Source organism: Pseudomonas fluorescens (assembly GCF_000730425.1).
GTDB classification, from domain to species: domain Bacteria; phylum Pseudomonadota; class Gammaproteobacteria; order Pseudomonadales; family Pseudomonadaceae; genus Aquipseudomonas; species Aquipseudomonas fluorescens_X.
Window position 1 is genome coordinate 3,169,872 of sequence record NZ_CP008896.1, and the last position, 12,291, is coordinate 3,182,162.

General features: G+C 56.0%; 8 protein-coding genes and 1 tRNA gene. All 9 read right to left on the reverse strand.

All coding sequences use genetic code 11. The features are described from left to right. Window positions 1-168 precede the first annotated feature (168 nt). The 9 genes from rpoC to HZ99_RS14155 all read right to left on the reverse strand — a co-directional run bounded on the left by rpoC (window position 169) and on the right by HZ99_RS14155 (window position 12,146). Window positions 169-4,368 (reverse strand): DNA-directed RNA polymerase subunit beta', encoded by a 4,200-nt coding sequence (gene rpoC, locus HZ99_RS14115; RefSeq protein ID WP_038443742.1) that lies wholly within the window; start codon window positions 4,366-4,368, stop codon window positions 169-171. A 64-nt stretch (window positions 4,369-4,432) separates the two neighbouring features. Further along, on the reverse strand, window positions 4,433-8,506 hold the full coding sequence (gene rpoB, locus HZ99_RS14120) for a DNA-directed RNA polymerase subunit beta (RefSeq protein WP_038443744.1): 4,074 nt from the start codon (window positions 8,504-8,506) through the stop codon (window positions 4,433-4,435). Window positions 8,507-8,725: 219 nt separating this feature from the next. Beyond that, window positions 8,726-9,091: a 50S ribosomal protein L7/L12 gene (rplL, locus tag HZ99_RS14125; protein WP_003210093.1), complete on the reverse strand. Its 366-nt coding sequence runs from the start codon at window positions 9,089-9,091 to the stop codon at window positions 8,726-8,728. 78 nt (window positions 9,092-9,169) lie between these two features. Then, window positions 9,170-9,670: a 50S ribosomal protein L10 gene (gene rplJ, locus HZ99_RS14130; protein ID WP_003176433.1), complete on the reverse strand. Its 501-nt coding sequence runs from the start codon at window positions 9,668-9,670 to the stop codon at window positions 9,170-9,172. Window positions 9,671-9,869: 199 nt separating this feature from the next. Next, the gene (gene rplA, locus HZ99_RS14135) at window positions 9,870-10,565 is read right to left on the reverse strand and encodes a 50S ribosomal protein L1 (protein WP_028618134.1); all 696 of its coding nucleotides are present in this window, start codon (window positions 10,563-10,565) and stop codon (window positions 9,870-9,872) included. Then, entirely contained in the window at window positions 10,565-10,996 is a 432-nt protein-coding gene (gene rplK, locus HZ99_RS14140; RefSeq protein WP_003210097.1) for a 50S ribosomal protein L11, read from the reverse strand. Before rplK ends, rplA begins: the two co-directional genes overlap by 1 nt. 117 nt (window positions 10,997-11,113) lie before the next feature. Further along, on the reverse strand, window positions 11,114-11,647 hold the full coding sequence (gene nusG, locus HZ99_RS14145) for a transcription termination/antitermination protein NusG (protein ID WP_003176436.1): 534 nt from the start codon (window positions 11,645-11,647) through the stop codon (window positions 11,114-11,116). Window positions 11,648-11,656: 9 nt separating this feature from the next. Continuing rightward, the gene (secE, locus tag HZ99_RS14150; protein ID WP_038443745.1) at window positions 11,657-12,025 is read right to left on the reverse strand and encodes a preprotein translocase subunit SecE; all 369 of its coding nucleotides are present in this window, start codon (window positions 12,023-12,025) and stop codon (window positions 11,657-11,659) included. Window positions 12,026-12,070: 45 nt separating this feature from the next. Then, window positions 12,071-12,146: transfer RNA gene (locus HZ99_RS14155), tRNA-Trp, on the reverse strand. Window positions 12,147-12,291 lie beyond the last annotated feature (145 nt).

Consider the following 12,291-nt stretch of genomic DNA (forward strand, 5'->3'; position numbering starts at 1 on the left):
CAAAATGGCAGGAACGAATTCCCGCCAAATTTAGGGGTACAAGAGTCTAAAGAGGATCTTGCCCCCAGTCAAGGCAAGGCCCCGACCTCCCCCTCCGTCGAAACCCGACAAAACTGTCTTGTTCCGACGAACGGGGCTGCCAGGGCCCGGTCTTATTTATCGCAGAACTCAGTTACCGCTAGAGTTCAGCGCTTCGGTCAGTGCCGCTTCCACTTCACTGGCGCTTACGCGCAACGGTTTGTCGAGTTCACGGCGACGCTTACGCTCGCTGTGGTAGGCCAAACCGGTACCGGCCGGGATCAGACGACCCACAACCACGTTCTCTTTCAGGCCGCGCAGGTAATCGCGCTTGCCGGTTACCGCTGCTTCGGTCAGCACTCGAGTGGTCTCCTGGAAGGAGGCCGCCGAGATGAACGATTCAGTGGACAACGACGCCTTGGTAATACCCAGCAACACGCGAGTGAACTTGGAAACAAATTTCTCTTCGGTTGCCAGACGCTCGTTTTCTACCAGCACGTGAGTCAGTTCCATCTGGTCGCCCTTGATGAAACTCGAATCGCCGGATTCAGCGATTTCAACTTTACGCAGCATCTGACGCAGGATGGTCTCGATGTGCTTATCGTTGATCTTCACGCCCTGCAGACGGTAAACGTCCTGGATCTCATTGACGATGTACTTGGCCAGCGCACTCACACCCAGCAGACGCAGGATGTCGTGTGGATCGCTCGGGCCGTCGGAGATAACTTCGCCGCGGTTTACCTGTTCGCCTTCGAAGACGTTCAGGTGGCGCCACTTTGGAATCAGCTCTTCATATGGATCGCTACCGTCGTTCGGAGTAATGACCAGGCGGCGCTTGCCCTTGGTCTCTTTGCCGAACGCGATGGTGCCGCTGACTTCAGCCAGGATCGACGCTTCCTTCGGACGACGAGCTTCGAACAAGTCAGCAACACGCGGCAGACCACCGGTGATGTCACGGGTCTTCGAAGTTTCTTGCGGGATACGCGCGATAACATCACCGATCGCGATCTTCGCACCATCCGCCACACCGACCAGGGCGTTGGCTGGCAGGAAGTACTGAGCGATAACGTCAGTGCCTGGCAGCAACAGATCCTTGCCGTTGTCATCGACCATCTTCACAGCAGGACGGATGTCTTTACCGGCAGCTGGACGATCTTTGGCATCGAGCACTTCAATGTTGGTCATACCGGTCAATTCGTCAGTCTGACGCTTGATCGTGATGCCTTCTTCCATGCCCACGTAGGTCACGGTACCTTTCATTTCGGTAACGATTGGGTGAGTGTGCGGATCCCACTTGGCCACGATTGCGCCAGCGTCGACCTTGTCACCTTCTTTAACCGAAATCACAGCACCGTACGGCAGCTTGTAACGCTCACGCTCACGACCGAAGTCATCAGCAATCGCCAGCTCACCGGAACGGGACACGGCAACCAGGTGGCCATCCACTCGCTCAACATGCTTCAGGTTGTGCAGACGGACAGTACCGCCATTCTTCACCTGAACGCTGTCAGCTGCGGAGGTCCGGCTTGCCGCACCACCGATGTGGAACGTACGCATGGTCAGCTGGGTACCCGGCTCACCGATGGACTGGGCAGCAATAACGCCAACCGCTTCACCGATGTTCACCTGGTGACCACGGGCCAAGTCACGACCGTAGCACTTGGCGCAGATGCCGTAGCGGGTTTCGCAGCTGATCGGCGAGCGAACAATCACTTCGTCGATGCTGTTGAGTTCGATGAACTCGACCCACTTCTCATCCACCAGGGTGCCAGCAGGAACGATAACGTCCTCGGTGCCGGGCTTGAATACGTCACGGGCAATAACACGACCCAATACGCGCTCACCCAGAGGCTCTACAACGTCACCGCCTTCAATGTGCGGCGTCATCAGCAGGCCGTGCTCGGTGCCACAATCGATCTCGGTCACAACCAGATCTTGCGCAACGTCTACCAGACGACGAGTCAGGTAACCGGAGTTAGCGGTTTTCAACGCGGTATCCGCCAGACCTTTACGAGCACCGTGTGTGGAGATGAAGTACTGAAGTACGCTCAAACCCTCACGGAAGTTCGCAGTAATCGGCGTTTCAATGATGGAACCGTCCGGCTTGGCCATCAGGCCACGCATACCGGCGAGCTGACGGATCTGCGCAGCAGAACCCCGTGCGCCCGAGTCGGCCATCATGTACATCGAGTTGAAAGACTCTTGATCGACTTCGACGCCGTGACGGTCGATGACTTTCTCTTTCGAGAGGTTGGCCATCATCGCCTTGGAAACTTCGTCGTTGGCCTTGGACCAAAGGTCGATCACCTTGTTGTACTTCTCGCCCTGGGTTACCAGGCCGGAGGCGTACTGGCTCTCGATCTCTTTCACTTCGTCAGTGGCAGCACTGATGATGCGAGCTTTTTCATCCGGGATAACGAAGTCGTTAACACCGATGGAAACGCCGGAAATGGTCGAATAAGCAAAACCGGTGTACATCAGCTGGTCAGCGAAGATCACGGTCTCTTTCAGACCAACCACGCGGTAGCACTGGTTGATCAGCTTGGAGATTGCCTTTTTCTTCATCGGCAGGTTGACGACGTCGTAAGACAGACCTTTTGGCACAACCTGATACAACAGCGCACGGCCGACAGTCGTGTCGACGATACGGGTGCTGCTCACGCTGCCACCGTCACGGTCGTTGACGGTTTCATGGATCCGCACCTTGACCTTGGCGTGCAGTGCGGCTTCGCCGGCACGGAACACCCGGTCAACTTCTTGCAGGTCAGCGAATACACGACCTTCGCCCTTGGCGTTGATCGCTTCACGGGTCATGTAGTACAGACCCAATACAACGTCCTGCGACGGAACGATGATTGGCTCACCGTTGGCTGGCGACAGGATGTTGTTGGTCGACATCATCAACGCACGCGCTTCCAACTGGGCTTCCAGTGTCAGCGGTACGTGCACGGCCATTTGGTCGCCGTCGAAGTCGGCGTTGTACGCAGCACAGACCAGAGGGTGCAGCTGGATAGCCTTACCTTCGATCAGTACCGGTTCAAACGCCTGGATACCCAGACGGTGAAGGGTCGGTGCACGGTTGAGGAGAACCGGGTGTTCGCGAATCACTTCAGCAAGAACGTCCCAAACCTCTGGCAGTTCGCGCTCGACCATTTTCTTGGCCGCTTTGATGGTGGTCGCGAGACCGCGCATTTCCAGCTTGCCGAAGATGAACGGCTTGAACAACTCCAGAGCCATCTTCTTAGGCAGACCGCACTGGTGCAGACGCAGGGTCGGGCCTACGGTAATTACCGAACGACCGGAGTAGTCAACACGCTTACCGAGCAAGTTCTGACGGAAACGACCTTGTTTACCCTTGATCATGTCAGCCAGGGATTTCAAAGGACGCTTGTTGGAACCGGTGATAGCGCGACCGCGACGGCCGTTGTCGAGCAAGGCATCGACCGCTTCTTGCAACATACGCTTTTCGTTGCGCACGATGATGTCCGGAGCGGACAGATCAAGCAGGCGCTTCAAACGGTTGTTACGGTTGATCACGCGGCGGTACAGGTCGTTCAAGTCGGACGTCGCGAAACGACCACCGTCCAACGGTACCAGCGGACGCAGGTCTGGCGGCAGAACCGGCAGAACGGTCAGCACCATCCACTCTGGCAGGTTGCCGGAACCCTGGAAGGCTTCCATCAACTTCAGACGCTTGGACAGTTTCTTGATCTTGGTTTCGGAGTTGGTTTGCGGAATCTCTTCACGCAGACGGCCAATCTCGTGTTCCAGGTCGATAGCGTGCAGCAGCTCGCGGACAGCTTCGGCACCCATGCGGGCATCGAAATCATCGCCGAACTCTTCCAGCGCTTCGAAGTACTGCTCGTCGTTGAGCAACTGACCTTTTTCAAGGGTGGTCATGCCTGGATCGATAACGACATAGCTCTCGAAGTAGAGAACGCGCTCGATATCACGCAGGGTCATGTCCATCAGCAGGCCGATACGGGACGGCAGCGACTTCAGGAACCAGATGTGGGCAACCGGCGAAGCCAGTTCGATGTGCGCCATGCGCTCACGACGAACCTTGGCCAGTGCAACTTCAACGCCGCACTTCTCGCAGATCACACCACGGTGCTTCAAGCGCTTGTACTTACCGCACAGGCACTCGTAATCCTTTACCGGGCCAAAGATCTTGGCGCAGAACAGACCGTCACGCTCAGGCTTGAACGTACGGTAGTTGATGGTTTCCGGCTTTTTAACTTCACCGAACGACCACGAGCGGATCATCTCAGGCGATGCCAACCCAATACGGATGGCGTCGAACTCTTCGACTTGACCCTGGTTTTTCAGCAAATTCAGTAGGTCTTTCAAGGCCTTTCCTCCTGGCGGAGCAGAGAGCGGGCTAAACAGCCCCGCTCTCGATTCGCGTCACGTGTTATTCGGTTTCCAGATCGATATCGATGCCGAGGGAACGAATTTCTTTGATCAACACGTTGAAGGACTCGGGCATGCCCGGCTCCATACGGTGATCGCCGTCCACGATGTTTTTGTACATCTTGGTACGACCGTTCACATCGTCCGACTTCACTGTGAGCATTTCTTGCAGAGTGTATGCCGCACCGTATGCTTCCAGTGCCCAGACCTCCATCTCCCCGAAACGCTGACCACCGAACTGAGCCTTACCACCCAGCGGCTGCTGGGTAACGAGGCTGTACGAACCGGTAGAACGAGCGTGCATCTTGTCGTCTACCAAGTGGTTCAGCTTCAGCATGTACATGTAGCCAACAGTAACCGGGCGCTCGAACTTGTTGCCGGTACGGCCGTCGAACAGCTGCATCTGGCCGCTTTCTGGCAGGTCTGCCAGTTTCAGCATGGCCTTGATTTCGCTTTCCTTGGCACCGTCGAACACCGGGGTAGCCATTGGAACGCCGCCGCGCAGGTTCTTCGCCAGATCCAGGACTTCCTGGTCGGAGAAGGTGTCCAGCTCTTCGTTGCGACCGCCGATCTCGTTGTAGATCTCGTGCAGGAACTTACGCAGGTCTGCGACCTTGCGCTGCTCTTCGATCATACGGTTGATCTTCTCGCCCAGACCTTTGGCCGCGAGGCCCAGGTGGGTTTCAAGGATCTGACCAACGTTCATACGCGAAGGTACGCCCAACGGGTTGAGGACGACATCGACCGGGGTGCCATTGGCATCGTGCGGCATGTCTTCAACCGGCATGATCACGGAGACCACACCCTTGTTACCGTGACGACCGGCCATCTTGTCGCCCGGCTGGATGCGACGACGGATTGCCAGGTAAACCTTGACGATCTTCAGCACACCCGGAGCCAGGTCATCGCCCTGCTGCAGTTTGCGCTTCTTGTCTTCAAACTTGTCGTCCAGCAGACGGCGGCGATCAACGATGTAGGCCTGGGCCTTCTCGAGCTGCTCGTTCAGAGCGTCTTCAGCCATGCGCAGTTTGAACCACTGGCCGTGCTCAAGACCGTCGAGGATTTCGTCGGTGATGTCCTGACCTTTCTTCAGACCTGCACCGCCTTCAGCCTTGCGGCCTACCAGGGCGGAACGCAGACGCTCGAAGGTCGCGCCTTCAACGATACGGAACTCTTCGTTCAGATCCTTGCGGATCTCGTCGAGCTGGGTCTTCTCGATGGACAGCGCACGAGCATCACGCTCAACACCGTCGCGGGTGAAGACCTGCACGTCGATGACAGTACCCTTGGTACCGGTAGGTACGCGCAGGGAAGTGTCTTTAACGTCGCTGGCTTTTTCACCGAAGATGGCACGCAGCAGTTTTTCTTCCGGAGTCAGTTGGGTCTCGCCTTTCGGAGTGACCTTACCAACCAGAATGTCGCCAGCGCCGACTTCAGCACCTACGTAAACGATACCGGCTTCGTCCAGCTTGTTCAGAGCAGCTTCACCCACGTTCGGGATGTCTGCGGTGATTTCCTCAGGCCCAAGCTTGGTGTCACGCGCCACACAGGTCAGTTCCTGAATGTGGATCGTGGTGAAGCGGTCTTCCTGAACCACACGCTCGGACAGGCAGATGGAGTCTTCGAAGTTGAAGCCGTTCCATGCCATGAACGCGATACGCATGTTCTGCCCCAGAGCCAGTTCACCCATATCGGTGGACGGGCCGTCGGCCATGATGTCGCTACGCTGAACGCGATCACCCTTGCTCACCAGCGGACGCTGGTTGATGCAGGTGTTCTGGTTCGAACGGGTGTATTTGGTCAGGTTGTAGATGTCGACACCGGCTTCGCCAGTTTCAACTTCATCATCGGCAACACGAACCACGATACGGCTGGCATCAACGGAGTCGATCACGCCGCCACGACGAGCCACGACGCAAACGCCGGAGTCACGGGCCACGTTGCGCTCCATACCGGTACCTACCAGCGGCTTGTCAGCGCGCAGGGTCGGTACAGCTTGGCGCTGCATGTTGGAACCCATCAACGCACGGTTGGCGTCATCGTGCTCCAGGAACGGGATCAGCGACGCTGCAACCGAAACTACCTGCTTGGGCGAGACGTCCATCAAGGTGACGTCTTCTGGCGCCTTGACAGTGAACTCGTTCAAGTGACGAACAGCTACCAGCTCGTCGATCAGGACTTTCTTATCGTTCATCGTGGCCGAAGCCTGGGCGATCACGTGATCAGCCTCTTCGATGGCGGACAGGAACACGATCTCGTCGGTGACCAAGGCGTCTTTCACCACACGGTACGGGCTTTCGAGGAAGCCGTACTGGTTGGTGCGCGCATAGGCAGCCAGGGAGTTGATCAGACCGATGTTCGGACCTTCCGGTGTTTCGATCGGGCAAACACGACCGTAGTGCGTCGGGTGCACGTCACGAACTTCAAAGCCAGCACGCTCACGAGTCAGACCGCCCGGGCCCAGTGCAGAAACACGGCGCTTGTGGGTGATCTCGGAGAGCGGGTTGTTCTGGTCCATGAACTGGGAAAGCTGGCTGGAACCGAAGAACTCTTTCACCGCCGCAGCCACTGGCTTGGCGTTGATCAGGTCTTGCGGCATCAGGCCTTCGCTTTCAGCCATCGACAGACGCTCTTTGACCGCACGCTCAACACGTACCAGGCCAACGCGGAACTGGTTCTCGGCCATTTCGCCTACGCAGCGAACACGACGGTTACCCAGGTGGTCGATGTCATCGACGATGCCTTTGCCATTACGGATGTCGACCAGAGTCTTCAGGACCGCAACGATGTCTTCCTTGCACAACACGCCCGAACCTTCGATCTCGGTACGACCGATACGACGGTTGAACTTCATCCGGCCGACCGCAGACAAGTCATAGCGCTCAGGGCTGAAGAACAGGTTGTTGAACAGGGTCTCGGCAGCGTCTTTGGTTGGCGGCTCGCCAGGACGCATCATGCGATAGATCTCGACCAGCGCTTCCAATTGGTTGCTGGTGGAGTCGATCTTCAGGGTGTCGGAGACGAACGGACCGCAGTCGATATCGTTGGTGTACAAGGTCTCGATGCGAACAACCTGGGCCTTGGCGATTTTCGCCAGGATCTCGGTGTTCAGCTCGGTGTTGCACTCAGCCAGGATCTCGCCTGTTGCTGGGTGTACGATGACCTTGGCGGTAGTGCGACCCAGGACGTAGTCCAGGGGCACGTCCAGCGACTTGATACCGGCTTTTTCGATCTGGTTGATGTGGCGCGCAGTAATACGACGGCCAGCCTCAACAATGACCTTGCCCTTTTCATCCTGAATGTCCAGGACGGCAATTTCACCACGCAGACGCGAAGCAATCAGCTCCAGGCTGAGGGTTTCATCCTTCAGGCTAAATACGTTGGTGGTGTAGAACGCGTCCAGCACTTGCTCAGTGGTATAGCCGAGCGCGCGCAACAGTACCGAGGCTGGCAGCTTGCGACGACGGTCGATACGCACGAACACGCAGTCCTTCGGGTCGAACTCGAAGTCCAACCATGAACCGCGGTACGGAATGATCCGCGCGGAATACAGGAGCTTGCCGGAGCTGTGCGTCTTACCGCGGTCGTGGTCAAAGAACACGCCCGGGGAACGGTGCAGCTGGGAAACGATTACACGCTCGGTACCGTTGATAACGAAGGTACCGTTCTCAGTCATCAACGGGATTTCGCCCATGTAGACTTCTTGCTCTTTGATGTCCTTGATCGCTTTGTTCGACGACTCTTTGTCGAAAATGATCAGACGGACTTTTACCCGCAAAGGTACGGCGTACGTAACACCGCGCAACACGCATTCTTTGACATCAAATGCCGGTTCGCCCAGGCGATAACCGACGTACTCCAGCGCAGCATTGCCGGAGTAGCTGATGATCGGGAAAACGGATTTGAAGGCCGCATGCAGGCCCACGTCGCGGAACTGATCTTTGGTCGCTCCCGCCTGCAAGAATTCACGATACGAATCCAGCTGGATAGCCAGAAGGTACGGGACATCCATGACGTCCGGCAACTTGCTAAAGTCCTTGCGGATACGTTTTTTCTCAGTATATGAGTAAGCCATCAGCGTTCCCCAGCTTGGTCACCTGCTTGTTTGGCCCCTCCGACGGGAGCAGCCAGAAAATCTTGCAAACCCCTTGGTTTGCACCACCGCATTGGGTGGCTACAGCGCGTTAATGGCGGCGACCGAGTCGACAGCCAAGAACGGAAAAAGGCCGGTGGCAAGAGCCACCAGCCATCAGCCTTCAGCTTAACGCTTGGGCTGGAGACGCAAAGTCGATGCTTACTTCAGCTCGACTTTAGCGCCTGCTTCTTCCAGAACAGCTTTGGCTTTGTCGGCAGCGTCTTTCGACACAGCTTCCAGAACCTGGGCTGGAGCACCGTCAACGACTGCCTTGGCTTCTTTCAGGCCCAGACCGGTCAGTTCACGTACTGCCTTGATCACGTTTACTTTCTTCTCGCCAGCTTCCAGCAGCATGACGTTGAATTCGGTTTGCTCTTCAGCAGCGACGGCAGCAACAGCTGGACCAGCGGAAGCAGCGGCAGCGGAAACGCCGAATTTTTCTTCGAAAGCTTTGATCAGCTCAACAACCTGCAGAACCGACATTTCAGCTACGGCGTTGAGGATATCGTCTTGGGAGATAGACATTGCTGTATTTCCTGAATTGGGGGACGGCCTACGCGGCCATCGAAATAAACAAAAATACGCGAGAGAAAGTGCTCAGCCTTAGGCTGCAGCAGCTTCTTTTTGCTCGCGAACTGCAGCCAGAGTACGAGCCAGCTTGCTGGTAGCGCCTTGAATCACGCTCATCAGCTGCGAAATAGCTTCGTTACGGGTCGGCAGTGTTGCCAGTACGTCGATTTGGTTAGCTGCGAGGAACTTGCCCTCGAACGCAGCTGCCTTGATCTCGAACTTATCCTGACTCTTGGCGAATTCCTTGAACAAACGGGCAGCAGCGCCTGGATGATCTTTGGAGAACGCGATCAGAGTCGGGCCAGTGAACACGTCGTTGAGAACACTGTATTCAGTGTCCGCAACAGCGCGCTTGAGCAGGGTGTTACGTACAACACGTACGTATACGCCAGCTTCACGAGCCTCTTTACGGAGTCCGGTCATAGCGCCTACTGTCACACCACGGGCATCAGCCACGACAGCGGACAGAGCAGCTTTGGCAGCCTCGTTGACTTCAGCGACGATGGCCTTCTTGTCTTCGAGATTAATTGCCACGGGTTTAACTCCTGCTTGTTACCGTTTCATCTGGCCTAGGCCGGATGTCGTTTTGGTGTCTGATTCGGTAAGGAACCGGGAGCACCATCTGCGTAGGCTTGATGGTTTAAGACTTGCGTCGCCTACGGTCTTGGATAGCCCCCGCCAGGCAGGGACCCCAATCTTTCAATTGGCGCGATCTCTCGCGCCAATTTGTGTCTTATACGTCCAGCGAGCCTTGGTCGATGACCAGACCTGGGCCCATAGTGGTGCTCAGGGTAACGCGCTTGACGTAGATACCTTTCGAGGAAGCCGGCTTGATACGCTTCAGATCAGCGATCAGGGCTTCAACGTTTTCCTTCAGCTTGACGGCGTCGAAGCCGACCTTGCCAACGGAGGTGTGAATGATGCCGTTTTTGTCGGTGCGATAACGAACCTGACCAGCCTTGGCGTTTTTAACCGCGGTAGCCACGTCTGGAGTTACAGTACCAACTTTCGGGTTAGGCATCAGGCCACGTGGGCCCAGGATCTGACCCAACTGACCTACAACGCGCATTGCATCCGGGGAGGCAATAACTACGTCATAGTTCAGGTCGCCGCCTTTCATTTCGGCAGCCAGGTCGTCCATGCCAACGCGATCGGCGCCAGCGGCCAGAGCAGCTTCAGCTGCCGGGCCTTGGGTGAAGACAGCAACACGTACAGTCTTGCCAGTACCGTGTGGCAGCACAGTAGCGCTACGAACGACCTGGTCGGATTTACGCGGGTCAACACCCAGGTTTACAGCAACGTCAACGGACTCGCTGAACTTGACAGTCGACAGCTCGGTCAGCAGAGCAGCAGCGTCTACAAAGCTGTAGGACTTGCCCGCTTCGATTTTGCCGGCGATAGCCTTTTGGCGCTTGGTCAGCTTAGCCATTACACACCCTCCACGTTAAGGCCCATGCTACGAGCAGAACCGGCGATGGTACGCACGGCTGCATCCATATCAGCTGCAGTCAGATCCGCGTTTTTGGTTTTCGCGATTTCTTCCAGCTGAGCACGAGTCACGGTGCCAACCTTAACGGTGTTCGGACGAGCGGAACCGCTAGTCAGACCTGCAGCTTTCTTCAACAGAACCGAAGCCGGAGTCGACTTGGTTTCGAAAGTGAAGCTACGGTCGCTATATACAGTGATGATCACTGGAGTCGGCAGACCTGGCTCAATACCCTGGGTACGGGCGTTGAAGGCCTTGCAGAATTCCATGATGTTCACGCCGTGCTGACCCAGAGCTGGACCGACGGGTGGGCTAGGGTTGGCCTGAGCGGCCTTCACTTGCAGCTTGATGTAAGCGGTAATCTTCTTGGCCATGAGGCACTCCAATTACGGGTTCAAGCGCCTCGAAAGGCTCCCCGGTTACTTGCGCGTTTATCCCAGTGACGACAAAACCCCACAGCCTAAGGCTGCGGGGTTGGGATGCTTTGTCAGCTAGACCTTTTCGACCTGGCTGAACTCCAACTCTACCGGAGTAGAGCGACCGAAAATGAGCACTGCCACTTGGATCCGGCTCTTTTCGTAGTTAACTTCTTCGACAGTGCCGTTGAAATCAGCAAACGGACCATCAGTGACACGAACAACCTCGCCCGGCTCGAACAACGTCTTCGGCTTCGGCTTGTCGCTACCGTCAGCAACACGACGCAGAATCGCTTCCGCCTCCTTGTCGGTGATCGGCGCGGGCTTATCGGCGGTACCGCCGATGAAACCCATGACGCGAGGAGTGTCCTTGACCAAGTGCCAAGTACCCTCATTCATGTCCATTTGTACCAGCACGTAGCCAGGGAAGAACTTGCGTTCGCTTTTGCGCTTCTGACCATTCCGCATTTCAACCACTTCTTCAGTGGGAACCAGAATTTCGCCGAAGCCATCTTCCATGCCTGCCAGCTTTACGCGCTCTAGCAAAGAGCGCATAACATGCTTCTCGTAACCCGAGTAAGCATGCACAACGTACCAACGCTTAGCCACGGGACACCCTTAGCCAACAATCAAGGAAACAAGCCAGCCGAGCAGGGAATCAAGCCCCCACAACAGCAACGCCATAACCAGAACAACAGCCACGACAATCAGCGTGGTCTGCGTGGTTTCTTGGCGAGTTGGCCAAACGATTTTACGTATTTCGGTGCGAGCCTCCTTAACCAGTACAGCGAAGGACTTACCCTTTACCGTCTGCAGACCTATAAAAACGGCCACAGCAGCAAGAGCGAGCAACACGAGTACGCGGTACAGGATCGGCGAAGCAGAATAGTACTGATTGCCAACAACGCCTACGACCACCAAAGCGACGACAGCGAGCCACTTAACCAGATCGAAACGAGAGCTTTGAGCTTCAGCCTTAGGAGTCATCTATGAAGATCCTGTGAAAAGAAAGCCAGATACACCACGTGAATCTGGCAGGTCAGGAGGGAATCGAACCCCCAACCTACGGTTTTGGAGACCGTCGCTCTGCCAATTGAGCTACTGACCTAAAACAAAATCAGGCCGACCATTATGCAGGCCTGAAAAAGACTTTACAACAACCAACCCCAAGAGACTTAAACCAACCCAAAAACACCAGGCAAAACAGATTCAAGCCGAGACAGCTGTTAAAACAAAGGCAGATATTTTCATAT

Coding starts and splice junctions, on each gene's coding strand:
- rpoB (WP_038443744.1), bottom strand. CDS start 8,506: ATGGCTTACTCATATACTGAGAAAAAACGTATCCGCAAGGACTTTAGC.
- rplL (WP_003210093.1), bottom strand. CDS start 9,091: ATGTCTATCTCCCAAGACGATATCCTCAACGCCGTAGCTGAAATGTCG.
- rplA (WP_028618134.1), bottom strand. CDS start 10,565: ATGGCTAAGCTGACCAAGCGCCAAAAGGCTATCGCCGGCAAAATCGAA.
- rplK (WP_003210097.1), bottom strand. CDS start 10,996: ATGGCCAAGAAGATTACCGCTTACATCAAGCTGCAAGTGAAGGCCGCT.
- secE (WP_038443745.1), bottom strand. CDS start 12,025: ATGACTCCTAAGGCTGAAGCTCAAAGCTCTCGTTTCGATCTGGTTAAG.